21 protein-coding genes and 1 pseudogene are annotated in these 23,174 nt (G+C 63.7%); 6 read left to right on the top strand and 16 right to left on the bottom strand.

The genetic code is table 11. From position 1 onward, the window contains the following. Positions 1-88: 88 nt before the first annotated feature. From mnhG to mbhE, 7 genes and pseudogenes are all read right to left on the bottom strand, one after another. Positions 89-442 (bottom strand): monovalent cation/H(+) antiporter subunit G, encoded by a 354-nt coding sequence (gene mnhG / locus ACX3OW_RS13760; protein WP_459096358.1) that lies wholly within the window; start codon positions 440-442, stop codon positions 89-91. After that, positions 442-738, bottom strand: a pseudogene (locus ACX3OW_RS13755) (cation:proton antiporter); the annotation flags it as partial. The gene mnhG and the pseudogene ACX3OW_RS13755, both read right to left, overlap by 1 nt. Then, positions 735-1,214, bottom strand: a complete 480-nt coding sequence (locus ACX3OW_RS13750) for a Na+/H+ antiporter subunit E (RefSeq protein WP_459096357.1) — start codon at positions 1,212-1,214, stop codon at positions 735-737. The gene ACX3OW_RS13750 and the pseudogene ACX3OW_RS13755, both read right to left, overlap by 4 nt. Further along, positions 1,211-2,773 carry a proton-conducting transporter transmembrane domain-containing protein gene (locus ACX3OW_RS13745; RefSeq protein WP_459096356.1) on the bottom strand — a complete coding sequence of 521 codons (1,563 nt, stop codon included), beginning with the start codon at positions 2,771-2,773 and terminating at the stop codon, positions 1,211-1,213. Before ACX3OW_RS13745 ends, ACX3OW_RS13750 begins: the two co-directional genes overlap by 4 nt. Position 2,774: 1 nt before the next feature. Then, on the bottom strand, positions 2,775-3,152 hold the full coding sequence (locus ACX3OW_RS13740) for a Na+/H+ antiporter subunit C (RefSeq protein ID WP_459096355.1): 378 nt from the start codon (positions 3,150-3,152) through the stop codon (positions 2,775-2,777). Then, positions 3,152-3,577, bottom strand: a complete 426-nt coding sequence (locus tag ACX3OW_RS13735; protein ID WP_459096354.1) for an MnhB domain-containing protein — start codon at positions 3,575-3,577, stop codon at positions 3,152-3,154. The genes ACX3OW_RS13740 and ACX3OW_RS13735 overlap by 1 nt, the downstream gene beginning before the upstream one ends. Then, entirely contained in the window at positions 3,574-5,913 is a 2,340-nt protein-coding gene (gene mbhE / locus ACX3OW_RS13730; RefSeq protein ID WP_459096353.1) for a hydrogen gas-evolving membrane-bound hydrogenase subunit E, read from the bottom strand. The genes ACX3OW_RS13735 and mbhE overlap by 4 nt, the downstream gene beginning before the upstream one ends. 203 nt (positions 5,914-6,116) lie before the next feature. On the opposite strand from mbhE, the gene ACX3OW_RS13725 reads away from it, so the two are divergent. The 4 genes from ACX3OW_RS13725 (at position 6,117) to ACX3OW_RS13710 (ending at position 9,900) form a co-directional block, all read left to right on the top strand. Beyond that, positions 6,117-8,213 (top strand): S9 family peptidase, encoded by a 2,097-nt coding sequence (locus ACX3OW_RS13725; protein WP_459096352.1) that lies wholly within the window; start codon positions 6,117-6,119, stop codon positions 8,211-8,213. A 74-nt stretch (positions 8,214-8,287) separates the two neighbouring features. After that, the gene (locus ACX3OW_RS13720; RefSeq protein WP_459096351.1) at positions 8,288-8,893 is read left to right on the top strand and encodes a superoxide dismutase; all 606 of its coding nucleotides are present in this window, start codon (positions 8,288-8,290) and stop codon (positions 8,891-8,893) included. A 158-nt stretch (positions 8,894-9,051) separates the two neighbouring features. Then, positions 9,052-9,597: a response regulator gene (locus ACX3OW_RS13715; RefSeq protein ID WP_459096350.1), complete on the top strand. Its 546-nt coding sequence runs from the start codon at positions 9,052-9,054 to the stop codon at positions 9,595-9,597. A gap of 3 nt (positions 9,598-9,600) precedes the next feature. After that, positions 9,601-9,900, top strand: coding sequence for a DUF6958 family protein (locus ACX3OW_RS13710; protein WP_459096349.1), 300 nt, complete (start codon positions 9,601-9,603; stop codon positions 9,898-9,900). 67 nt (positions 9,901-9,967) lie between these two features. Here the strand turns inward: ACX3OW_RS13710 and ACX3OW_RS13705 are convergent, their stop codons facing one another. Continuing rightward, entirely contained in the window at positions 9,968-10,534 is a 567-nt protein-coding gene (locus ACX3OW_RS13705) for an LOG family protein (protein WP_459096348.1), read from the bottom strand. Further along, the gene (locus ACX3OW_RS13700; protein ID WP_459096347.1) at positions 10,531-12,027 is read right to left on the bottom strand and encodes a helicase HerA-like domain-containing protein; all 1,497 of its coding nucleotides are present in this window, start codon (positions 12,025-12,027) and stop codon (positions 10,531-10,533) included. The genes ACX3OW_RS13705 and ACX3OW_RS13700 overlap by 4 nt, the downstream gene beginning before the upstream one ends. Positions 12,028-12,158: 131 nt before the next feature. On the opposite strand from ACX3OW_RS13700, the gene ACX3OW_RS13695 reads away from it, so the two are divergent. Next, on the top strand, positions 12,159-13,433 hold the full coding sequence (locus tag ACX3OW_RS13695; RefSeq protein ID WP_459096346.1) for a TIGR03808 family TAT-translocated repetitive protein: 1,275 nt from the start codon (positions 12,159-12,161) through the stop codon (positions 13,431-13,433). 137 nt (positions 13,434-13,570) lie between these two features. Here the strand turns inward: ACX3OW_RS13695 and ACX3OW_RS13690 are convergent, their stop codons facing one another. From ACX3OW_RS13690 to ACX3OW_RS13680, 3 genes are all read right to left on the bottom strand, one after another. Further along, positions 13,571-14,611 carry a GSU2403 family nucleotidyltransferase fold protein gene (locus ACX3OW_RS13690; RefSeq protein WP_459096345.1) on the bottom strand — a complete coding sequence of 347 codons (1,041 nt, stop codon included), beginning with the start codon at positions 14,609-14,611 and terminating at the stop codon, positions 13,571-13,573. A 112-nt stretch (positions 14,612-14,723) separates the two neighbouring features. After that, entirely contained in the window at positions 14,724-15,722 is a 999-nt protein-coding gene (locus ACX3OW_RS13685) for an asparaginase (protein WP_459096344.1), read from the bottom strand. A gap of 205 nt (positions 15,723-15,927) precedes the next feature. Continuing rightward, the gene (locus tag ACX3OW_RS13680) at positions 15,928-16,266 is read right to left on the bottom strand and encodes an SH3 domain-containing protein (protein ID WP_459096343.1); all 339 of its coding nucleotides are present in this window, start codon (positions 16,264-16,266) and stop codon (positions 15,928-15,930) included. Positions 16,267-16,409: 143 nt separating this feature from the next. Here ACX3OW_RS13680 and ACX3OW_RS13675 point away from each other — a divergent pair, with 143 nt between their 5' ends. Then, on the top strand, positions 16,410-17,267 hold the full coding sequence (locus ACX3OW_RS13675) for an NAD-dependent epimerase/dehydratase family protein (protein WP_459096342.1): 858 nt from the start codon (positions 16,410-16,412) through the stop codon (positions 17,265-17,267). 226 nt (positions 17,268-17,493) lie between these two features. Here ACX3OW_RS13675 and ACX3OW_RS13670 read toward each other — a convergent pair whose 3' ends face one another. From ACX3OW_RS13670 to ACX3OW_RS13655, 4 genes are all read right to left on the bottom strand, one after another. Further along, positions 17,494-19,155, bottom strand: coding sequence for a urocanate hydratase (locus ACX3OW_RS13670; RefSeq protein ID WP_459096341.1), 1,662 nt, complete (start codon positions 19,153-19,155; stop codon positions 17,494-17,496). Positions 19,156-19,292: 137 nt separating this feature from the next. Next, positions 19,293-20,393, bottom strand: coding sequence for a DUF917 domain-containing protein (locus ACX3OW_RS13665; protein ID WP_459096340.1), 1,101 nt, complete (start codon positions 20,391-20,393; stop codon positions 19,293-19,295). Next, positions 20,393-21,646, bottom strand: coding sequence for a Zn-dependent hydrolase (locus tag ACX3OW_RS13660; RefSeq protein WP_459096339.1), 1,254 nt, complete (start codon positions 21,644-21,646; stop codon positions 20,393-20,395). Before ACX3OW_RS13660 ends, ACX3OW_RS13665 begins: the two co-directional genes overlap by 1 nt. 160 nt (positions 21,647-21,806) lie before the next feature. After that, positions 21,807-23,165, bottom strand: a complete 1,359-nt coding sequence (locus tag ACX3OW_RS13655) for a dihydroorotase (protein WP_459096338.1) — start codon at positions 23,163-23,165, stop codon at positions 21,807-21,809. Between the last annotated feature and the right edge of the window lie 9 nt (positions 23,166-23,174).

Raw genomic sequence — 23,174 nt, 5'->3', positions numbered from 1 at the left:
GCAGTCACGACCACGATAGATTATTATGACTGTTTAGTGTCGTCCGCAACCCGACGGGCTGCAATTAACATGTTACCAATATGGCAATTCATGCGCCGAGATTTCGGCTTCTTTTAGACTTTAGTTCATCAACGACCGTATTGACGGGTAATTGATCAGTGGCGCGATAATTTGCTCTTGCCAGCAGGTGCGCCGAGACTGGCGTTGTGAGCAAAAGGAAGACGAAACCGATTATCGCCCGTAACGCTATGCCAAAGTCGAAGCACATCAGCGCCACGGCCAGCATTACCAGCCCGCCCCCGACTGCCCCGGCCTTGGAGGCGGCATGCATGCGAGTATAGAGATCGGGCAGTCGTAGTACGCCGATAGCCGCCAGCAGGCTGAAGACCGCCCCCAGCAGCAGGATCAGGCATCCGGCATAGATGGCAATATCAGCAATCATGGCGTGTCACCCGACGATGGTGTGGCGCGCGACAGGATATAGCGCGCCAGGGCGACGGTGGAGAGGAACCCCAGCAGCGCCAGCGCGATGGCAATATCGAGATAGAGATAGAGCCCGGTGCGAATGGCGATGGTGCCGACAAAGCCCATAGCCACCACCGTCAGCAGGTCCAGCGCCAGCACCCGGTCGGCCAGGGTTGGCCCGAGAATGATCCGCACCACCGAGATCAGCAACGCCAATCCCAACAACAGCAAGGCGATCAGCGTCGCCAGTGACAATGCATCTGCCGGTGTCATGCAAAGACCTCCTGCACCTTGGCTTCGAAACCACCGGCAATATCGGCGATCAGGGCCTCGCGCGTGTCGAGCGTCAGGGCGTGGACGTAGAGCACACTGCGATCCTCGCTGACATCGACGCTCAGCGTGCCGGGGGTCAGCGTAATGAGATTGGCCAGCAGGGTAATCTCGGCATCGGATTTCACGCTCAGCGGGAAGGCGATGATGGCCGGGCGCAGGGCCGCCTTGAGATTGGGGGTCAACACCACGATGGCCACGCGCACGGCGCTGATCGCCAGCTCGCGGAGAAACAGCACCGCCAGCGCAACGATGCGGCCGAGTCGCCGCAGGGTTTTCGGTGGCGCCACGATATTGCGCAGCGGAAATATTGCTACGGCGGCAATGGCAGCGCCCAGCAGCAGGTTCAACCCGCTGAAATTGCCGGTAATGCCACCCCAGGCCAGCGCCAGGACAAGAATAAGCGTGATCGGTTTCATGGCGTGCCTCCAGCCAGCCCGATAGCAGTGACGTAGCGCGCCGGATCCAGCAGGTCGGGTGCGCCGGCATTCAGCGCCTCAAACAGCCCGTTCGGCCATAGCCCGGCGGCGACGACAATGGTCACCAGCGCGCCGGTGGCGCCGAAGCGCAGCCAGGCTTCGGAGCGCAGCAGCGCCGGCGGTGCGCTTACGCCATCGGGCACAGCACGCCAGAAGATATGCGCCCAGAGCCGGGCGCCGGCGATCAGCGTCAGCACGGCATTGACCAGCAGCGCCAAGGTCATCAGCCCACCAACCCAGCCGGCCTCAGCCAAGGCCGCCTGCACCAGCAGCAGTTTGGGCCAGAAGCCGAGAAAGGGCGGTACGCCGGCCGTCGCCATCACCATGATGAAGAACAGAATGGAGAGCGGCGCGCTGGCCGCATAAATCCCGCCCATGCGCCGGGAATCAGTTTCACCGGTCAGACGTTCAACAAGGCCCGCCACCAGATAGAAGGCCGTCATCGTCAGAATGGCGTGGAACACATAGAGCCCGGCCCCGCTCACCCCGGCCAGCGAGGGAATGGCGATACCGGCCAGCACCGCGCCAACGCCGCCGATCAGCATGAAGCCGACAGCGCGCCGCAGATTGGTTTCGGCGATGGCGCCCAGCGGCGCGATCAGCAGCGTGCCGATGGCGATGGTGACCAGCACCGGCTCCAGCAGGTCCCGACTGGCCGGCAGCAGCACCACCAGCGCCCGCATCAGCGCGTAAATGCCCACCTTGGTCAGCAGGCCGGCAAACAGCGCCGAAATCACCGCTGGCGGGGTGTGATAGGCCGCCGGCAGCCAGGCATTGACCGGGAAGGCCGCCGCCTTCATGCCGAAGGCCAAGAGCAGCAGCGCCGCCACCCCGGCCATGGCGGCGGGATTGGCCGAGGGCGCCACGCGCATGATGTCGGCCATATTGAGCGTGCCGATCAGGCCATAGAGCAGGCCGAGCGCCAGCAGGAAAAAGGTGGTGGCGAGGAAATTGATGAAGCCATATTTCACCGCGCCATCGAGCTGGATCGGCTTGCCGCCCAGCACCATGAGCCCGAAGGAGGCAATCAGCATCACCTCGAACCAGACATAGAGATTGAACAGATCGCCCGTGAGGAACGAGCCGGTGACACCGGCCAGCAGCAGCAGCACCAGCGCGTGGAAGCCATCGCCACCGTCGCTCAGGCCGCGTTCGCCCTGCGCATAGACCAGCACCACCAGGGTCACCACCGATGCCGCCAGCGCGAAACCGGCGCCAAAGATATCGGCGGCAAAGCTGATGCCGAAAGGCGGCAGCCATTTTCCCATGGTCATGCTCAGCGGGCCGCTTTCGACGACGCGGACCAGCAGGTTCACTTCGCAGGCCATGACCGCGAGGACGATCAGCACCGCCAGCATGAAGGTCAGCCCGCCCGCCTTGCGCAGCATCAGCGCCATGGCGGCGCCCAGCAGCGACAGCGCCAGCGGCAGTACCACCACCCAGTCGGCGGCAGCGGTTACCGTGTCGATCATCGCCGGTGGCAGCACCAGTTCTTCCATCTCAATAACTCAGCGGCGGGTTGGGCTCGTTCACCGGCTCAGCGACGCGCATGGCGTCGGTGTTGTCGGCATCGAGGCTCTGATAGGCGCGGAAGGCCAACACCAGCAGGAAGCTGAACATGGCAAAGCCGATGACGATGGCGGTCAGGATCAGCGCCTGCGGCAGCGGATTGGCAATCGGGCCGGCCGGCTGCGCCAGCCCTGCCGGAACAATCGGCGCGGCTTCGCGCGTCAGCCGTCCGGCGGTGAAGATCAGCAGATTGACGCCGTTGCCGAAGATGGTCAGGCCGAGCAGCATGCGGATCACCGAGCGCGACAGCAGCAGGTAAATGCCCAGCGCGATGAAACAGCCCACCAGGGCCGCCAGTACATAATCCATTACTTGGCCTCCCCGCCGTCGCCTTCGAGCCCCAGCGCAATCGCCGCAATGGTGCCGAACACCACGAGATACACCCCGATATCGAACACCATCGGCGTCGACAGCGGCACGACGGCCTCGCCCAGTTCGAGATAGAGCCAGATGCTGGTCATGAAGGGCGAACCGGTGAACAGCGACAGCAGCCCCGACAGAGCCGCAATGAACACGCCGAAGCCGGCAATGGTCAGCGGATCAACCTTGAGCGCCCGCCGCGCCTCCGCAGCGCCCAGCGCCATGCCGAGGACGGCGATGGAGGACGCGGCGATCAGCCCGCCGATGAAGCCGCCGCCCGGCTCATTGTGGCCGCGCAGACAGACATAGATGGAAAACACCAGCATGATGGCGACGATCAGCGGCGCCATGGTGCGGAAGATGACGGTATTCATGGCTTCACCTTGCGCCGGCGCAACAGCGCCGTGATGGCGATGCCCGCCGCCATCACCACGGAAATCTCGCCCAGCGTATCAAAGCCGCGATAGTCCACCAGGATGACGTTGACGATATTGGAGCCGTGGGCGATGGGCACGCTGGTGGCGGCGAACAGGTCGGACAGGCGCGTATCGAGCGTGCCCGACAGTACCACCATCAGCAGCAGGCTGACGCCCGCGCCGCAGACCAGCGCCAGCGTGCCGTCGCGCGCCAGATCTTCCCACGGGCGAGGATCGCGCTCATCGAGCCGCAGCCGCGTCATCACCAGCGCCAGGATCACCACCGACAGCACTTCGACCATGAACTGGGTGAAGGCCAGATCGGGCGCGCCGAACAGCAGGAAAATCAGCGCCACCGCCGTGCCCTGAATGCCCAGCGCCATGATGGCCACCAGCCGGCTGCGCGCCATCAGCACCGCGCCCAGCCCGATCAGCGCCAGCGCGACCACGCCCCACTCGTAGAGCCGTAGCTCGGGCCAGCGTAGCTTGGCCGACCAATCGCCCAGTTCAGCGATCGGCAACAGCACGTCGTAGCCGCGGAGCAACAGCAGCGGCAGGATCAGCGCCAGCGCCAGCGCGCTGAACACCACCACGAGATAAATCTCCAGCCGCCCGTGATGCAGCATGCGCGTCACCGCACCGGAAAAGCGGATCAGCCCGAACATCAGCGCGTCGAATACCGTGTCGGCCGTCCAGCCCAGCCAAGCCTCGAAGCGCCGCAGCACGGTGCGCAACGCCGCCGCCTGCCGATAGACCAGCACACCCAGGCCCCAGGTGGCGATGGACAGCCACAGCAGCGGGCTGGTGGGGTTGATCGCCAGCGACAGATGGCTTTCCACTGCTTGTCCGGCAATCGCCGAGGCGGTAGGCGCCAGCAGGGTCTGCCCCAGCCAATCGGTCATCACCGCCGCGACAATGCCCATACCGCCGAGCAGAATCGGCCCGACCAGCATGGCGAGCGGGGCTTCATGGGCCGGCTTCGGCGTCGGCAGCACGGGGCCGAGGAAGGGTTTGACCAGGATCAACATGGCGACGCCCGCCAGCAGGCCATTGCCGGCCAGCAGCACCAGCAACACGGCCACATCCGGCCAATGCCAGCTCATGAGGCCCAGATACATTTCTTCCTTGGCGAAATAGCCCAGGGTCAACGGCAGGCCGATCATCGCCAGCGCGCCCAGCGCCGCGCCGATGAAGGTCAGCGGCATCTTGTCGGCCAGCCCGCCCAATATGGTGATGTCGCGCGTCCCGGCCTCATGGTCGACAGCGCCGACCACCATGAACAGCCCGGCCTTATACAGCGCATGCGCCACGAAATAGAGCACCACGGCGGCAATCGCGGCCGGTGTCCCTAGCCCGAGCAGCAGCACCGACAGACCCAACGACGCCACGGTGGTCTGGGCCAGCATCTGCTTGAGATCGGTCTGGCGCAGTGCACCCAGCGCGCCCCACAGCAAAGTCGCGCCGCCGAAGCACACCAGAATAGTGGTCCAGGCCGGCGTGCCGCCCAGCCATGGGGTGGTGCGTGCCAGCAGATAAACCCCGGCCTGCACCATGGTCGCCGAATGCAGGAACGCCGAAACCGGCGTCGGCGCTTCCATGGCGTTGGGTAGCCAGACATGGAATGGCAGTTGTGCCGATTTAGTGAAGGCGGCGAGCAGGAACAGGCCCAGCACCAAGCCGTAGAACCCGCCATTGCGCACGGTGTCGTCCAGCGCGCTCAGCTCCCACACGCCGGTCAGCTGATGCACCAGCACCGCGCCCGCAAGCAGGGCCATGCCGCCAATATTGGTGATCACCAGCGCCTGGATCGCCCCGCGACGCGCCGCCTGTCGGGTGTGATCAAAGCCGATCAGCAGGAAGGAAGTGACCGAGGTCAGCTCCCAAAACATGAACAACGCCAGCATGTTGTCTGACAGCACAAGGCCCAGCATCGCCCCCATAAAGGCGAGCAGGAAAGCCAGGAAGCGGCCCAACTGCGGGTGGCCTTTAAGATAGGCCCCCGAATAGAGCACGATCAGCGTGCCGATGCCGGAAATGGTCAGCGCGAAGGTGAGGCTCAGCCCGTCGACGAAGAAGGACAGGTTGAGATCATAGGCGGGCACCCAGCCAATGCGCGCGGCGACCGAGCCATTGGCCAGCACCGGATCGATCAAACTCAGCAGAAACAGAAAAATTCCGGCAGGAACCAGCGCCAGCACCCAACCGGCAAAAGGCTTGGTCAGCCGATGCACCAGCGGCGCCAGCACAGCGGCAACAAATGGCACAATCGCCACGAGCGCTATGCTTGCATCCATTCCAGGCCCCAACCGAAAATACCCCCGCCGACCGACTCTTCGGGCCCGCGTGCGGCAAGACCTTACTCATTGATCATCCTGCAACAAGTCAAAACGGCCCACAAAGTCCGAGTTGTGGGGAAAACACCTTCCCGGCGCCCAACCCTTTCTTTCATTTGCCGGCGCGCCTATGTGAATGGACCTGCCGCAGCTGGACCCGCCCCATGACCAAAGCCACCCCACCCGTCGCCGCCCGCAAGCCCCACGCCGTCACGTTCCACAATATCGCGCGTAACGACCCATATCATTGGCTGCGCGCGGATAATTGGCAGGAGGTGATGCAGAAGCCCGAAACGCTGGACGGGGAAATTCGCGCCTATCTCGACGCCGAGAACGCCTATTTCAACGCTGAATTCGGCGAACCGACCGCCGCGCTGCAGGACACCATCTACAAGGAAATTCGTGGCCGCATAAAAGAAGACGATAGCGGTATCGCCTCGCCCGATGGCCCCTTCGCCTATAATTCGCGGATGCTTGAAGGCAAGCAGTACCCGCAGATCGTCCGCACCGCGCGTGATGGTGGCCCCGAAACCGTGCTGCTGGATTGCAATATCGAGGCTGGTGACAGCTATTTCGGCTTTGCCGGCGCCGAGCATGACCGCTCGCATCGTTATCTCGCCTGGGCCGCCGACCGCGCCGGCTCGGAATATTATGACATCGTCATCCGCGATCTCGACACCGGCGAAGACAGTGCCGAAATCATCACCGAGACCGCCGGCTCCTATGTCTGGACCAATGATTCCAAGGCGATCTACTACACCGAGTATGACGACAACCACCGCCCCTACCGGGTGCGGCTGCACGTCATCGGCACCGATCAGGCCAATGACAAGATCATCTTCGAGGAAGCCGATCCCGGCTTTTTCGTCGGCGTTGGCCGCACGCTGTCGGACAAGTTCATCGTCATCGACGCGCATGATCACCAGACCTCGGAATGCTGGTTGATCGATGCCGAGCTGGGCGGCGAACCCCGTCTTGTGGCGCCGCGCCTGACCGATCGCGAATACGACATCGATGAGCGCCATGGCGTGCTCTATATCCGCACCAATGCCGATGGTGCCGAGGACTTCAAGATCGTCACCGCGCCGGTCGACAATCCGGGTGCCGCAAACTGGGTCGATCTCGTGGCCCATCAGCAAGGCGTGCTGATCCTCGATACCGTGGTGATCGAGAACCATCTGCTGCGGTTGGAGCGCTTTGAGGGTCTACCGCGCATCGTCGTGCGCGATCTGCGCAGCAATGCCGAAGAGACGGTGCGGTTTGACGAGGAAGCCTATGCGCTGGGCATGTCGGTCGGCTACGAATTCGATACCTCGGTGTTCCGGCTGACCTATTCGTCGCCCACCACCCCGTCGCGCACCTATGATGTCGACCTCAATACCGGCACGCGCAGCCTGCTCAAGGAGCAGGAAGTGCCCTCGGGCCATAACCCGGACGATTACGAGACGCGCCGGCTGTTCGCCACCGCTTCCGATGGCGAATTGGTGCCGGTCACTGTGCTGTATCGCAAGGGCACCAAGCTCGACGGCTCCGCTCCGGCGCTGCTTTACGGCTATGGCGCCTATGGCATGTCGATGCCGGCGGCCTTCTCCATCTCGGCGCTGTCGCTGGTCGATCGCGGCTTTGTCTATGCCACCGCCCATATCCGTGGTGGCATGGAAAAGGGCTATCGCTGGTATGTGCAGGGTCGCCGCGAGCACAAGTCAAACACGTTCACCGACTTCATCGCTGCCGCAGAAATGCTGATCGAACAAGGCTTTACGTCCAAGGGGCGTATCGTGGCGCAGGGCGGTTCGGCCGGCGGCATGCTGATGGGAGCCATCGCCAATCTGCGGCCGGATCTGTGGGCCGGCGTGCTGGCGCAGGTGCCGTTTGTCGACGTGCTCAACACCATGCTGGATGAAACCCTGCCGCTGACCCCGCCCGAATGGCCGGAATGGGGCAATCCGCTGGCTTCGGCCGAGGATTATGCCCGTATCGCTGCCTATGCACCTTATGAGCAGGTCGCGGCGCAGGACTATCCGCCGATTTTTGCGCTGGCCGGGCTGACCGATCCGCGCGTCACCTATTGGGAGCCGGCCAAGTGGGTTGCCAAGCTGCGCGCAACCAAGACGGGCACCGCACCATTATACCTCAAGACCAACATGGACGCCGGTCATGGCGGCGCTTCCGGGCGCTTCGATCGGCTCAAGGAAACTGCGATGTGTTACGCCTTTGCGCTCAACGCGGTCGGTTTGGAAGGATCATTCGCCTCCAAGTAATTGTTGTGTCGTCACATTCGGCCTATACCAAGGGCTGAATTTCCTCAGCGTCTAATCCCAAAACGGAGGCCATAATGTCCACCAAGTTTACTCTGCCGCCCCTGCCCTACGCCTATGATGCGCTGGGCCCCTATATGTCGGCGGAAACGCTTGAGTTCCACCACGACAAGCACCACCAGGCTTACGTCACCAATGGCGAAAAGCTGCTGGAAGGTTCGGGCCTGGAAATCCTGCCGCTCGAGGACATCGTCAAGGAGTCCTTTGGCAAGAATGCCGGGCTCTTCAACAATGCCGGCCAGCATTACAATCACGTGCATTTCTGGAACTGGATGAAGCCCAATGGCGGCGGCAACAAGCTGCCGGGCGCTCTGGCAGCCAAAATTGATGAGGATCTGGGCGGCTTTGACAAGTTCCGCGCTGATTTCATCGCTGCCGGCACCACCCAGTTCGGTTCGGGCTGGGCCTGGCTGTCGCTGAAGAACGGCAAGCTGGAAGTCACCAAGACCGCCAATGGCGAATCGCCGCTGGTCCATGGCGGCCATCCGCTGCTTGGCGTCGACGTGTGGGAGCACTCCTATTACATCGACTACCGCAATGCCCGTCCGAAGTATCTCGAAGCCTGGTTCGACAATCTGGTGAACTGGGAACATGTCGAGCTGATGTTCGACGAAGCCAAGTAGGCTTTTCTAACACTACAGACGCCCGCTAGTGCCCTGCACTGGCGGGCTTTTTTGGGTCGCAACGTTATTTCCCCCCATGAATTAGCCATTTCCGGAACCCGGCTCTTCTGCGAGTCGTTGGCCCGTGATAACGGTTCGTTTACTATTAGGGGATGCCAGTGTCCGAGCCGACCAAGGTCGTTGCCATCATTGCGGCTAATCCGGCGCTATCGTCTCTTTTGGCGATGGTGGTGGCCGGCGACTCACATCTCAAGGTGCGGCAGTTCGACAGCGATATCGACCTGATCGCCTATATGCGCCTGGCGCCGGTCGACATGCTGGTCTGCGATTTCGACCGTGAGGGTCGCCCGGCCTATGAGATGGTCGAAGGCATCCGCCTCAATAATTCCCTTATAAGTCAAGACGTTCCGGTGATTGCGCTGACCCGCACCATCACCCCGCCGATGCGCCATCAGGCGATCAGCGCCGGGATTGACGAGGTCATCATCAAGCCGATGTCGCCGCGCCATTTGCTGCAGCGCATCCAGGCGCGGCTACGCAATCGCAGCGTGGTCGGCCTGCTGGGCGGCTATCGCGGGCCGGACCGGCGCAACCGCACGCCGCTGCCGACGCCGCATCCGGTGCCGACGCGCCGCAATACCGACAACGTCGTGCCGTTGTTTCCCGACCGCCGCAAGCCGCGCCATCCGGGCCTCGAAGGCTAAGCCATGGCCAAGGACGACGGCGATAAGTATCTGATGGAAAACGGGGTTTCCCCGGACCATAAGGTGCGGGTCGATGCCGCCAAGTTCATGGCAATGAAGGAAGCAGTGCTCGCCGTGCTGCCCAGCGAAGCGCCAGGAATCACCCCGGCCGAGCTGCGTGAGCGCATCACGCCGATCCTGTCGCAGACCCATTTTCCCGGCGGCGAAAAGGCCGGCTGGTGGATGAAGGGCGTGCAGCTCGACCTGGAATTCAAGGGTGTCATCGCCCGCAGCACCAAGCCCGTCAGACTCTACAAGATTTAGCCAGCAGGCTGACGGTTTGCTGCCAGCATGCTGGTGGTTTTCTTGCGGTTTTCTTGCAGATTTCTGGCTATCGCGCTTCGCTGATCAGGCGGCTGAGCCGGGCCCACAAATCTTCGATGGTATCGGCGAATTGCACGGCGCGTTCGTAGCCGCGCAGACCGGGCGACAGCACGTCGGCGGCATAGCCACGGATCACTTCATAGGCGCGATGCCGATTGAGCATGATCACCGGAATGGTGCGCCCCTGCGCCTTTGCCGAACCCCAGGCGCCGAACAAGGACGTCGCCGAAGCCAGCGAGCCGGGCAGCGCCACAAAGGCCTCGGCCAGTTCGGCGATGCGGGCCGAGCGTTCGGCACTGGTGGAGAGCACTTCCATGGTGACGCCGGCCAAAGCGGGCGGCAGCACGATGGCGCAATCGGCGATGATCTGCACATGGCCGCCGGCGGCGCGGGCAGCGGTGATCAGCGGCACCGGGATGACGTCATTTTCCGCGAGGCAGATGATGCGGGCGCCGCGCTTGGCGAAATAGGTGCCGGCCTGGCTCATGATCGAGGCGCGCTCGGGATTTCCCGGCCCCCGGTCCGAGGCAAAGACGGCGATGACGTGTCCGGTGGCGGCGCCTTCCATGCTCATCGTCCCCGCTTCAAGCCGCCGAGGATGCCGCGCACCAGCGCGCTCCCCAACTGGTTGGCGACAGTGCGGGCCAGTGAGTTCATCGCCGCCTCGGTCGGGGTCTGGCGGGTCGAGGCGCGCGGGCGCGGCGCGGGACGGTCGTCAGCATAGCTGCGCTCGCGCTTGAGGCGTTCGTCATCCTGTTGCGCGCGTTCTTCGGCCAGCTGCTTGTCCCGGGTGCGGCGGCCCAACACCTCAAAGGCGGAATCGCGGTCGATGGGATTGTCGTAGAGGCCGGCGACCGGCGAATTGGCGATGATCGATTCGCGTTCGGCCGGACTGATCGGCCCGACCTGTGCCGAGGGTGGCCGGATCAATGTGCGGCCAACCATCGAGGGAATGCCCTTGGCCTCAAGCACCGAGACCAGCGCCTCGCCAATGCCCAATTGAGTGATGACTTCGGCGGTCGAAAACGCCGGATTGGGGCGGAAGGTATCGGCGGCGACCCTGACCGCCTTCTGCTCGCGCGGGGTATAGGCGCGCAGGGCGTGCTGCACGCGATTGGACAATTGCGCCAGCACCGACTCGGGAATATCGACCGGGTTCTGGGTGACGAAATAGACGCCGACGCCCTTGGAGCGCACCAGCCTGACCACCTGCTCCACCTTGTCGATCAGCACCTTTGGCGCGTCATCGAACAGCAGATGGGCTTCGTCAAAAAAGAACACCAGCTTGGGCTTGTCGACGTCGCCGACTTCGGGGAGCTCCTCGAACAGCTCGCTCAGCATCCAGAGCAGGAAGGTGGCGTAAAGCCGGGGCGCGCGCATCAATTCGTCGGCGGCCAGAATCGAGATGAAGCCACGCCCGTCGCGATCAGTGCGCATCAGATCGGCGATTTCGAGCGCGCGTTCACCGAAGAAATTCTCCGCGCCCTGCTGTTCCAGCACCAGCAAAGCCCGCTGGATGGCGCCAATGGAGGCGGTGGTGACATTGCCGTAGCGGGTGGAGATTTCCTTGGCCCGCTCTTGCAGATTGACCAGCAGCGCCCGCAAATCCTTGAGATCGAGCAGCAGCAGACCTTCGTCGTCGGCCACCTTGAAAGCGATGTTGAGCACGCCTTCCTGAGTGTCATTCAGCTCCAGCATGCGGCTGAGCAGCAGCGCGCCCATTTCCGAAATGGTGGCGCGAATCGGATGCCCCTGCTTGCCGAACAGGTCCCAGAAAATCACCGGGAACACGTCATCCTTGAAATCGGTGAAGCCGATTTCTTCGGCCCGCTGGGTCTGCCAGCCTTGCGCCGCGCCCATCTTGCCGACGCCGCTGAGGTCGCCCTTGATGTCAGCGGCAAATACCGGCACCCCGGCGGCGGAAAATCCCTCGGCCAAAACCTGCAGCGTCACCGTCTTGCCGGTGCCGGTCGCCCCGGTCACCAGACCATGGCGATTGCCATATTTGAGCGCGAGATATTCGGGCTGCGTGCTGGTCCCGAGAAAGATCTTGTCGTCAACGAGCATCGGTGCCGCCGTTCTTTTGAGTTGCAGTCTTATAGCCGCCCGCCTCGCGCCGGGACAACTCGTAACTCTGTTTTCCATTGCTGATGGCGAGAGCGGCCTGCGAGCGGCATGATGGGCCAAAGAGGAAAGCCATGCTCGTCCATCGCCGCCGTATCCTTGCCGCACTTGCCGTTCTGGCCGCCACGCCCGTCGCCGCCCGCGCCCAAGCGGTGCTGGATGCGGCAACGCTCGGCGTGATCGGCGATAGCGGACAGAATCAGGGTGCCGCCCTGCAGGTTGCGCTCGATCAGGCCGCCGCCAGTGGCCAGGTGCTGCAATTGCCGTCCGGCAGCATCGCGGTGCGTGGCCTCGATTTCCCGGCCAATCTGGTGGTTCAGGGGGTTCCCGGGCGCACTGAGTTGACGCTGCTGCCCGATGGCAGAGGGCTAGCCGTGCAGGATCGGGCTGCGCTGGTGTTGCGCGATATCGGTTTTTCCGGCGGGCTCAGCATCAGCGCCAGTGATGACATCACGCTGGAGCGCTGCCGCTTTCGCGATGCCGCGATCGGCCTCAGTATCAGCGACGCCAGCGTCACCATTCGCGACTGCCAGTTCACCGAACTGGGCGATGCCGCTATTCACGCCATGGACAGCCGGGGGCTGGTCATCAACGGCAATCGCATCGATGGCTGCGGCAATGCCGGCATTCGCATCTGGCGCAGCGCCAACGGCGCGGACGGCTCCATCGTCACCGGCAACCGCATTGCCAAGATCGGCTGGGCTGGCGGCGGCAATGGCCAGAATGGCAATGGCATCAATATCTTCAAGGCCGACGAGGTGATCGTCGCCGACAACCACATCGCCGACTGCGCCTTCAGTGCCGTGCGGCTCAATGCCACCAACAACACTCAGGTCAGCGGCAATATTTGCCTGCGCTCGGGCGAGGTGGCGATTTTTTCCGAATTCGGCTTTTCCGGCTCGGTGATTGCCAACAACATCATCGACGGCGCCGCCACCGGCATTTCCATCACCAATCTGGATAGCGGCGGGCAGCTCGCGGTGTGTTCGGGCAATATCGTGCGCAACATCACGCCGGTTTCGGCGGTGAACCCGGACACAACGCCCATCGGCATTTTTGCCGAAGCGGAAACCGCCATCACCGGCAATGCGGTGCACAATGTGCCCGGCGTCGGCATTGCGGCCGGCTACGGGCCGTATCTGCGCAATGTGCTGATCTCGGGCAATGTGGTGGCGGAGAGCGATATCGGCATTGGGGTCAGCGTGGTGGACGGCGCCGGGGCGGTGACGCTCAGCGGCAATCATGTCGCCGCGCGGCTGCACAAGATCGTCGGGCTGGCGTGGACAGAGGTGGTGGAGCCGGATCTGCTGGGGAATGGTGAGCGGTATGGGAATGTGGTGGTGAATTAGGGGGGCGCCGTTGCTGTTCCCAATGGGCCGTCACCCTCGGGCTTGACCCGAGGGGGTTCCACTCGTTTTGCGCATGGAAGTATAGATCCCTCGGGTCGAGCCCGAGGGTGACGATCGGGGGTGGGAGGGGGAAAAAGCTAAAGCTGCGCTTGGAAAAGATGGGCAGCATCAGCAACGACGTCCTTGGGCAGCATGCGCAAGGCATCTGACTGGACCGGCAGATGCGGGAAGTGCTCAGCCACGATCGCACCAACCGCTTGCGCCTGTTCCGCATCCCGGCGTTTTTTGCGCGGGTCCCGGTCGACACGCTGGGAAATCCAGTGCTTGTGAATCGTCCATACACGCGGGTCAGTCGCAACAATCCGAAGCGGATAACCGCGTTCATCCAGCGCGACGGCCTCGAATGACGGCGCGTTCTCCAGCCAGACCAAGCCCTCAATTTCCGATGCCGTAAGGTCATCGGCCTCGCCCTGCTGGATTTGGCTGGCGTCGGGCGCCCAAGGCGGATTGCGCATCGGCTTGATCAAATCGACCATGTAGCCTTGCGCATTTTCTGCGCGGTAGGGCTGCCGGCTTTTCTCAAAGCTCTTGTCGACATTGCGCAGCACCGCCATCAGCGATCGCTCCGACACATCGTCCGAAACGATAAAGCGAAGTCCACCCCTGCTGTCGAACAGCAGGTCGATATCGCCGGTGGTCGTCAACTCGGTATCGACCATCACACCGGCGACCGCCTCATAGGCAAACAGGGCATGCGTGCCCACAACGCGCAGCCCCGCCCCCAACGCGCCAATTCGGTCCAGAGCGCGCATAATCCTGGCACTGATCATGGGGACCCGACCCAGCCGAAGCGCCCGGTTGATGGCGGCCTGTCGATCCATCGCGGCGTCAATCGTGGCAAACCGCTGTTTAGCCTCGTCGCGGCCGCGCTCGAAATCCGCCTTGAGCGCTTCGGTCGTCTCGGATCGCACGCCCAACGACCGTTGTTTTCGGGTGCCGGCCTTCTCGTAATAGCTGCGCAACAGATATTCGACGCCGTTCACAGTGTGCCACACCATGGAGCCGCGCGACGCGTCAAGCCGCTCCCGCGCATCGCGCCACGTGGAAAAGCGTTGCTGCGTGTTGATGAGTTCGCGCCGCTGCTCGTTATCTAACTCGTTTATTTTCAATGAGTTCATCAATTTTGGCGACCTCATTCAAAATCTATTGAAACATAAATTATGCATATATCACAATAGCTTCAACACAAATAATCAAAAACCGCAAAACTGTTGCAAACATTCAGAGCGGCTACCCGACGCTGCGCAATTCGCCCACTTCGGCGCCGCGGACGCTTTTGATGGGTTGGTGGGCCAGGGTTTGTAGCAAAGCACGCTGTTCGTCGTTCGGGTCGGCCAGCTTGAGCAGCATGCCGGCCAGCATGGCTTGGGAGGCAGCGATGTTGCCGTCGTCGCATTTGAGGGCGTAGCCCCAGCCCTTGTCGCGGATGGCGCCGCATTGCACGCCTTCGGCGCCAACTTTTTGCATCAGCCGGCCCTTGAAGGCTTCCATCAGCATCGTATCGGCGTGGCCGGTGCCGGCAACCAGATGGGGATGGCTGGTGGCGGCGTCAAACAGGCGTTGGGAAGCGGTGCCTAGCTCGGGGGCAAGGCCCTGCCCTGTTGCCATGCGGGCAAAGCCAAAGGCGAAGGCGCGCAAGGGGGCGGCGAAGGTGGGGATGGAGCAGCCGTCGGTGCCGCATTTGCCTTCGGTCAATTGTTCGCCGATCACCGCTTCAACGGCGGCGCGCACCGCACGCTGCACTTCGTGCTCGCGGCTGACATAGCCGGCGGTGGGCACACCCATGGCGAGCGCGACGCTGAGCATGCCGGAATGCTTGCCCGAGCAATTATTGTGCAGCGGGCTGGGCGGATTGCCCGAGGCGCGCAGCGCTTCGCGGGCCGCGGCATTGGCGGGGACATGGGCGCCGCATTCGAGATCGGCGGCGGAGAGGCCGATGCGGGTCAGCAACCCATTGGCGGTGGCGACATGGTCGGCTTCGCCATGGTGGGAGGCGCAGGCCAGGGCCAGCTCTTCGGCGGTGTGGTGGAATTTGTCATCGGCGTGGCGGGCAAAAATCGGCAGCGCCTGCATGGATTTGATGGCCGAGCGGGGGAAGATCGGCCGCTCGATATCGCCTTGCGCGGCGATGATCGTGCCCGCCGCGTCCATCACCACATAGGCGCCACGGTGGCGGTTTTCGACCCAATTGCCGCGAATGGTTTCGGCAAGAATGGGATTGGCATCCATAGTAAAAAACTCCGGTCCAGGCTGTGTTCACGAACAGCGCAGGACCGGAAAAGTCAACAGAGCATGGGAAGTCAGGAGGCAGGCAGGAAGTCGATTTTTCTCGCATCGGCGAGGGTGGCGGCCCGGTCGGGCTGCAGTTGCGATCTGCGGCGATGGTGAAACCGCAGACTGGCCGGGTCGCCGCCGTCGCCGACGGCGGGCGGGATCAGCGATCCCGATGGCGGATGGCGGTCAGAAACTTGGAATTGACCCAGCCGGTGGTGTTGCGGGCGCTGACCAGGCACCAATCGGCGCTGGCTTTGACCTCGATGCAGCGTTCGACCCAGACCTGGGCGCCGGGGCGGATGGCGCCGACCTGTTGGGAATAGGAGGCGGGCCATTTACGGACATTGAGCTGGTCCCAGCGGGCGACGCCGCTCACCTTGGCCGGCTGCTCGACGTGATAGCCGGCAGCCATGGCGGGCTGCACGGCGAAGGCGCCGGCGGCGACCATCACGAGGCCGCAGAGCGAGGCGATCAATAGTTTTTCCTGGTGCTTGTTCATTTTGCTGTCCCCTGGAGAGCGTCATCCTTGGGAACACAATGACCGGGCTGGCTTGAACCGACCGTGATAGCTGCGTTCAGAAACCGTTCATGTTGGCAGCGCCGCGGTTCGCGCTTAATCTGGCGGGCAAAAGGGAGGCCCCAATGGCCAAAATTCTGGTGACCGGCGGCAGCGGCAAGCTCGGGCGTGCGGTGCTGCGCGATCTGGTGGCGCATGGCTATGAGGTGCTCAATCTCGACCAGCAGGCGCTGAGCGAGCCGATCTGCCCCAGCGTGCGCATCGATCTGAGTAATTTCGGCGAGGTGGCGGCGGCAGTGCTGGGCGGGATCGACGAGCGCCAGGGGCCGTTCGACGCGGTGGTGCATCTGGCGGCGATTCCGGCGCCGGGATTGGCGGCCAATGCGCGGATTTTCGCCAATAATGTGCCGACGACCTATAATGTGTTCGAGGCCTGCCGGCTGGCGGGGATCAAGAATGTCGTGTTTGCCTCAAGCGAGACGGTGCTCGGGCTGCCGTTCGATACGCCGCCGCCCTATGCGCCGGTGGATGAGGAATATTATCCGCGCCCGGAAAGCGCCTATTCGCTGGGCAAGCTGCTGGATGAAACCATGGCGGCGCAGTTCTGCCGCTGGGACCCGGAATTGCGCATTGTCGGGCTGCGGTTTTCCAATGTGATGAACCCGGAGGACTATGCCGCCTTCCCCAAATTCGACGCCGATCCGATGACGCGGAAGTGGAATTTATGGGGCTATATCGATGCCCGCGACGGCGCGCAGGCGGTGCGGCGGGCGGTGCAGGCCGATTTCACCGGGTTCGAGGCGTTCATCATCGCCAATGCGGATACGGTGATGAGCCGGTCGAATATGTCACTGCTGGCGGAAGTGTTTCCCGAGGTACCGGTCAAGGGGCACCTCACCACCAATGGCACGCTGCTGAGCATCGAGAAGGCCAAGCGGATGCTGGGATATTCGCCGCAGTTTAGCTGGAAGGGGGAGGTTTGAGGGGGACTCGATCGCATATGGATCGGGGGACCGGTTCCATTAGTCCCACTGCGCGTGGGCTCCCTCGCCCCTGAGGGGAGAGGGCGGGGCGAGGGGTTCAATGCCGGTGCAGGCACTGTGTCCCAACGCGACGCTGAACCCCTCACCCGACCCTTCGGCTCGACCTCTCCCCTCAGGGGAGAGGTGACTTCGGCTCCACTCCAGAGGCTGGGGTACTCCGATCTCCCTACCCCACCGGGATGTAGCCGATGCCCTTAGCTGCGATTTCATCGAGGCTGTCCTCGTAGCCGGCGTCGGCGTAGCGCATGACGCCGAGGGCGGTGTCGTTGGTGAGGGCGTGGTCGAGGCGTTCGTCGCCTTCGGCCGTGCCATCGGCGATGATGGTGACGCCGGCGGAGGTCATGTAGCCGGCATAGCCGCCGCCGCCGGAGTGGACCACCACCAGATCGGCCATCGATGAGCACAGCAGCATGGCGTCGAGCAGGGGCCAGTCGGCGATGGCGTCGGAGCCGTCCTTCATGTTCTCGGTCATGATATTGGGGTGGGCCATGGCGCCGGCATCGAGATGGTCGCGGCTGAAGGCGACCGGACCGCTGAGGGTGCCATCGGCCACCATGGCGTTGACGGCACGGGCCAAAGCGGTGCGCTCGCCATGGCCGAGCCAGGCAATGCGGGCCGGCAGGCCCTCGAAGGGCACATGCTGGCGGGCCAGCGCGATCCAATTGGTGACGATCTTGTTGTCGGGGAACATTTCCAGCAGTCTGTCGTCGATCCTGGCGATATCGGCCGGGTCGCCGGACAGCGCCATCCAGCGGAATGGGCCGATGGCGCGGGCGAAGAACGGGCGCAGATAGGCTTCGGTGAAGATCGGGATATCGAAGGCATTGTCGACGCCGCCGGCCTGGGCTTGGGTGCGGATCAGATTGCCATTGTCGAAGACTTCGCTGCCGGCCTGCTGGAAGGCCAGCATGGCGCGGACGTGGTCGGCGATGGAAGCGCGGCTGGCGGCCATCAGCTGGGCCGGGCCTTCGACGCGCAGGCGCTTGACCTCGGCCAGCGACATGCCCTTGGGGACGTAGCCATAGACCAAATCATGCGCCGAGGTCTGATCGGTGACGATATCGGGGACGATGCCGCGACGGGCGATTTCGGGGTAGATTTCGGCGGCATTGCCGACCAGGCCAATGGAGGTCGCGCGCTTTTCGGCCACGGCCTTGTCGATCATCGCCAGAGCGGTATCGAGGTCGGGGGCGATGGCTTCGAGATAGCCGATGTCCTGGCGCATCTTGGCGCGGTCGGCGTCGATATCGACGCAGAGGATGGCGGCACCGGCCATGCGCCCGGCCAGCGGTTGGGCCCCGCCCATGCCACCGAGTCCGGCAGTGAGAATGAAGCGCCCGGCCAGCGAACCGTTGAAACGGTTTTCGGCGATGCGCATGAAAATCTCATAGGTGCCCTGAATGACGCCCTGGCTGCCGATATATTGCCAGGCGCCGGCGGTCAGCCCGCCCCAGCAGATCAGGCCCTTCTGCTCCAGCTCGTAGAACACTTCGGCCTTGGCCCATTGGCCGATGATGTTGCAATTGGCCATGATGACCAGCGGCGCTTTGGCATGGGTCTTGAGCAGACCGATGGGCTTGCCGGACTGGATGATCAGGGTTTGATCCTCGTCCATGCGCAGCAGGGTTTCCACGATGGCCTTGTGGCTGGCCCAATTGCGCGCGGCTTTGCCCAAGGCAGCGTAGACCACGAGGTTGTCAGGGTCTTCGCCGACGCTGAGCACGTTTTCGAGGAGGCGCAACAAGGCTTCCTGCCGCCAGCCCTTGGCGCGGAGCTCGGGGCCGCCGGGGATCGGGAAATTGGGGTGGCGCGGGTTGGGTGTGGGCATGATGCAATCTTTCCGTGAGCAGTCCAAAAACCCGGTGTCATCCCGGCCTTGAGCCGGGATCCATCCTGAGATTGTTCAGTGCGGCACCATCTCAGGATGGGCCCCGGCTCAAGGCCGGGGTGACATCGAGCGTGGCGTTAGTTTCCAGCGCCATCCAGCGCATATTTCGCCAATTCGATGCCCATGCGGGTTTCGACGAAGGGGTAGACGGTGGGATCGAGGACGCTCGAACTCAAGGGGATGATGGCTTTGGGGACGTGGAGGACGAAGATTTCGAGGCCGATGGAGAGTTCGCCCACGGAGAGGGGGTGGCCGGTGGCGTCGAGGGTGGTCAGGACGTCGGGGAAGGTGGCGAGGCGGGTGCCGCCAGCATCGTCGACGGCCATATATTCGTTCATCACGTGGAGCGTGGTGGCGCTGTCGCCGGACCCAAGAGTGATGCGGCCGATGTCGAAGGCTTCCTTGGTGTAAACCACGTCCATGGCGGTGATCTTGCCCTGGGTGAGAATGTTGCCGCCGGTGGTGGCGACGATAGCGTCGATCACCTTGCCGGGGCCTTTGGCCTCGGCGGCGATGATGGCTTCGCCGAGCTTGAGGGCTAGGGAAATGCCGCCCAGCGCCGCGTGCTTCTTCACATAACTGGCAGGTAGCGGATTGCGGCAGGAGGCGATGAAGCCGCCCGACATATCGGCGGCGGTGCGCAGGATGGGCGAGATTTTGGCCGTGGCGCCGCGCGTGACCAGCTCGATATAGCGGTTTTCATCGCGGTTGCCGCCGACAGCAGTCTGGATCATCTGTTCGGGTGAGCCGGCCATGCCGATGGAGCCCATGTCGCCAGTCGGATGGGCGCGGATATCGCCCACGGCGTCGACCACTTTGGTGCCGAGGATGGCGGAGGGGAGCCAGCCGTTGAGGGTGGAGGATTTGCCGTTCTGGCCGATCATCAAGCCGCTGAGCTTTTCACCCAGCGCGTCCTGCAGCAATTGCACGGCTTTGACATAATCGACGCCCTGCATTTCCCAGGGCGTGGTCGAGGCCGGCGCGCCGATGGCTGCGGCGGTGGCCACCCAGTCGTTCTCGTCCAGTTCCTCGATGCTGACCAGTTCGGGCTTGCCGATGCTGACGGCCGCCATGCCGAGCATGCGGCCATGATCGGCCCAGCCGCCGCCGCCCGCCGCATAGACGGAGCCACCGCGCACGGCGGGTTCGACATCTTTTTCGGTCAGAATGCGGCCCATCAAAATTCCCCTTGTAGCTTGGTGTCGAGCGCCCGCACGGCGTCCAGCAGGACCGCCGCGCCAAGCGCGATATCTTCGGTGGTGGCGAATTCGTCGGGCGCGTGGCTGCGGCCATCGACGCAGGGCACGAAAATCATCGCCGCCTTGGTGATGCGCGCCAGCCAGGCGGTGTCATGCCCTGCCCCCGAGGCCATGCGGCGATGGCGGGCACCGGCGCTGTCGCAGGCGGCGTCGAGAATATCGAGCAGATCGGCGTCGCAGGGGGTGGGATGATTGTCGGAGACGAGGCGCGGGGTGCTGACTTTGACGCCGGTCTTTTCGGAAATTGCCGCGATGCCGTTCGCCAATTCGTCGATGAAGCGCTCCATGTCGTCGCGCAGTTCGGCGCGGGCGTCGATCAGCATGCGCACACGGGCCGGCACCACATTGGCGGCATTGGGGGTCATCTCGAACTCGCCCACCGTGGCGGCGAAATGGGTTTCGCCGCTGGCCAGCGCCTTGCCCAATTCTTCGACGCCCAGCGCGATCCAGGCGGCGGTGGTCAGCGCATCCTGGCGCGCGCCCATCGGGGTGGTGCCGGCGTGATCGGCGCGGCCATCGACGATGATTTCGATGCGGGTGATGCCGGCAATGGCGGTGACGACGCCGATATCGAGCTGTTCGGTCTGCAGCACCGGGCCCTGCTCGATATGGAGTTCGAGGAAGGCTTTTATGTCGTCGCGCTGGGCGAGGCGATGCGCGTCGCCGCCGACTTGGGCGATCCCCTGTTCCAGTGTCAGGCCATCATGGCTACGGGTCAACCATTCGGGCGGGCGGGTGCCGCTGATGCCGCGACTGCCGATGCAGGAGACGCCGAAGATGGAGACTTCCTCGGCGAGGAAATCGACGATTTCGAGTGTGTGATCGAGCACGATATTCTGGTCATGCAGGGCGCGGGCGACTTCGAGCGCGGCGATGACGCCGGCGATGCCGTCAAAGCGGCCACCATCGGGCACAGTATCGGAATGGGAGCCGAGCATGATGGTGCCGAGCTGGGGGCGCTTGCCGGGGATGGTGCCGATCAGATTGCCGGCGGGATCGATATGGGTCACGGCGCCGGCGGCCTGCATGGCGCGAGTCAGCCAGGCGCGGCCTTCGAGGAACATCGGGGTGAAGGCGCGGCGGGTGTAGGGGTGGCCCGGCTCGGTGATGGCAGCGAGGGCGTCGATATCGGCGGCGATGCGGTCGGTGCGGATGGGGGAATTGGGGATCATGGGCTTGGAGCAATCCAAAAACGCGGTGTCATCCCGGCCTTGAGCCGGGATCCATCCCCAGATCTCAAGATGGGCCCCGGCTCAAGGCCGGGGTGACATTGTGGTTGGGGTGTCGGCTGAGCGAAGCTAGGCTGCGGGGTTGAATTGGGCGACAGGTCCATCATGTCCGCACCTCCGGCCGCACGAAGCGCCCTGCCCCGGGTTCGGCGACAGTGGTGCCGTCGAAGACCTGCTGGCCGCGCAGATAAGTCAGCCCGACGGTCCAGGGCAATTCGATGCCGTTATAGGGCGACCAGCCGACGACATTGTGGCCGCTGGCGGCGGCGTTGTAGCGGGTGGGGCGCGGGAACAGAACGGTGATGTCGGCGTCCTTGCCCGGGGTCAGCGCGCCTTTGACGTGGTCGAGGCGGAAATGTTTGGCGGGGTTTTCGGCCATCAGCCTGGCGGCCCAGGTCAGGGGAATGTCGCGCTTGAGCGCGCCCATGACGAAGAGCGGCACCATGACCTCCAAGCCGGGCACGCCCGAGGCGTTGGCCAGCATGTCGGGATTGGTCTTGCGGTTTTCCGACCAGCTGACGTGGTCGGTGGAGACCAGGGTGACATTGCCGGCGCGGACGTGTTTCCACAGCGCTTCGACTTCGGCGCGGGGGCGGATCGGGGGATTGATCTTGGCCTTGCCGCCGAGGCGGGCGACGTCGTTTTCTTCGTCCAGCGTCAGATAGTGGATGCAGGCTTCGATGGTGGCGGCATAGCCTTGGTCGCGGTAGCTGCGGGCGATCTGGTAGCCGCGCGCCAGCGAGCAATGCACCACATGGGCCGGGCAGCCGGTTTGGGCGCCGGTTTCGTAAATCTGCAGGCTGGCCAGCAATTCAGTCAGCGGCGGGCGGCTGAGGCCGTGGGCGCGGTAGTCGGTGATGCCGGCTTCCTTGACCTTGGCCATCGCGGCGCGGACCATTTCGTCGTCTTCATTGTGGACGCCGGCGGTGAGGCCGGTTTTGGCGACGGCGGCGAAGCATTCTTCCAGCAAGGCCGGGGGAATGCGGGGAAAGCGAACGGGGTCAGTGCCGAAGGTCGAGAATTTGAAGGCGGCGACGCCGGCCGCGGCCTGTTCGGCGATGCGGGACGCGCCTTCCTCGGGATTGATGGTGCCGTAGAGCGCGAAATCGACGCGGGCTTGCGGGGTGGCATGGGCCACCTTGATGCGCACGGCTTCGGCGGAGCAGACCAGATTGCCCTCGTCATAGGGCATGTCGACGATGGTGGTGACGCCTCCGGCGGCTGCCGAGCGGGTCGACCAGATGAAATCTTCCTGGTTTTTCTGGCTCAGGGAATGCACTTGCGCGTCGATGGCGCCGGGCAGGATCAGGGCGTTGCCAAGATCGTGGCGGGTATGGGCGGCAGGGGCGACGCCGGAGCCGACATGCACCACCTTGCCGGCGCGCACGGCGACGTAGCCGTTTTCAACAATGGTATCGGGCAGCACCACAGTGCCGGCCAGGACGAGATCAAAATCGGACATTTTATCGGC

It is taken from the genome of Devosia sp. A449, from assembly GCF_054489375.1.
Note: the sequence above shows the minus strand (reverse complement) of the source record. Positions and strands in the feature narration are given on the sequence as shown.

Bases quoted from the DNA above. Each gene is read 5' to 3' on its own strand.
- ACX3OW_RS13695 (WP_459096346.1), top strand. From the start codon at position 12,159: ATGCTCGTCCATCGCCGCCGTATCCTTGCCGCACTTGCCGTTCTGGCC.
- ACX3OW_RS13735 (WP_459096354.1), bottom strand. From the start codon at position 3,577: ATGAATACCGTCATCTTCCGCACCATGGCGCCGCTGATCGTCGCCATC.
- ACX3OW_RS13655 (WP_459096338.1), bottom strand. From the start codon at position 23,165: ATGTCCGATTTTGATCTCGTCCTGGCCGGCACTGTGGTGCTGCCCGAT.
- ACX3OW_RS13680 (WP_459096343.1), bottom strand. From the start codon at position 16,266: ATGAACAAGCACCAGGAAAAACTATTGATCGCCTCGCTCTGCGGCCTC.
- ACX3OW_RS13700 (WP_459096347.1), bottom strand. From the start codon at position 12,027: ATGCTCGTTGACGACAAGATCTTTCTCGGGACCAGCACGCAGCCCGAA.
- ACX3OW_RS13690 (WP_459096345.1), bottom strand. From the start codon at position 14,611: ATGAACTCATTGAAAATAAACGAGTTAGATAACGAGCAGCGGCGCGAA.
- ACX3OW_RS13670 (WP_459096341.1), bottom strand. From the start codon at position 19,155: ATGCCCACACCCAACCCGCGCCACCCCAATTTCCCGATCCCCGGCGGC.
- ACX3OW_RS13720 (WP_459096351.1), top strand. From the start codon at position 8,288: ATGTCCACCAAGTTTACTCTGCCGCCCCTGCCCTACGCCTATGATGCG.
- ACX3OW_RS13745 (WP_459096356.1), bottom strand. From the start codon at position 2,773: ATGGAAGAACTGGTGCTGCCACCGGCGATGATCGACACGGTAACCGCT.
- ACX3OW_RS13660 (WP_459096339.1), bottom strand. From the start codon at position 21,646: ATGATCCCCAATTCCCCCATCCGCACCGACCGCATCGCCGCCGATATC.
- ACX3OW_RS13675 (WP_459096342.1), top strand. From the start codon at position 16,410: ATGGCCAAAATTCTGGTGACCGGCGGCAGCGGCAAGCTCGGGCGTGCG.
- ACX3OW_RS13740 (WP_459096355.1), bottom strand. From the start codon at position 3,152: ATGGATTATGTACTGGCGGCCCTGGTGGGCTGTTTCATCGCGCTGGGC.
- ACX3OW_RS13710 (WP_459096349.1), top strand. From the start codon at position 9,601: ATGGCCAAGGACGACGGCGATAAGTATCTGATGGAAAACGGGGTTTCC.
- mbhE (WP_459096353.1), bottom strand. From the start codon at position 5,913: ATGGATGCAAGCATAGCGCTCGTGGCGATTGTGCCATTTGTTGCCGCT.
- ACX3OW_RS13665 (WP_459096340.1), bottom strand. From the start codon at position 20,393: ATGGGCCGCATTCTGACCGAAAAAGATGTCGAACCCGCCGTGCGCGGT.
- ACX3OW_RS13725 (WP_459096352.1), top strand. From the start codon at position 6,117: ATGACCAAAGCCACCCCACCCGTCGCCGCCCGCAAGCCCCACGCCGTC.
- mnhG (WP_459096358.1), bottom strand. From the start codon at position 442: ATGATTGCTGATATTGCCATCTATGCCGGATGCCTGATCCTGCTGCTG.
- ACX3OW_RS13705 (WP_459096348.1), bottom strand. From the start codon at position 10,534: ATGAGCATGGAAGGCGCCGCCACCGGACACGTCATCGCCGTCTTTGCC.
- ACX3OW_RS13750 (WP_459096357.1), bottom strand. From the start codon at position 1,214: ATGAAACCGATCACGCTTATTCTTGTCCTGGCGCTGGCCTGGGGTGGC.
- ACX3OW_RS13685 (WP_459096344.1), bottom strand. From the start codon at position 15,722: ATGGATGCCAATCCCATTCTTGCCGAAACCATTCGCGGCAATTGGGTC.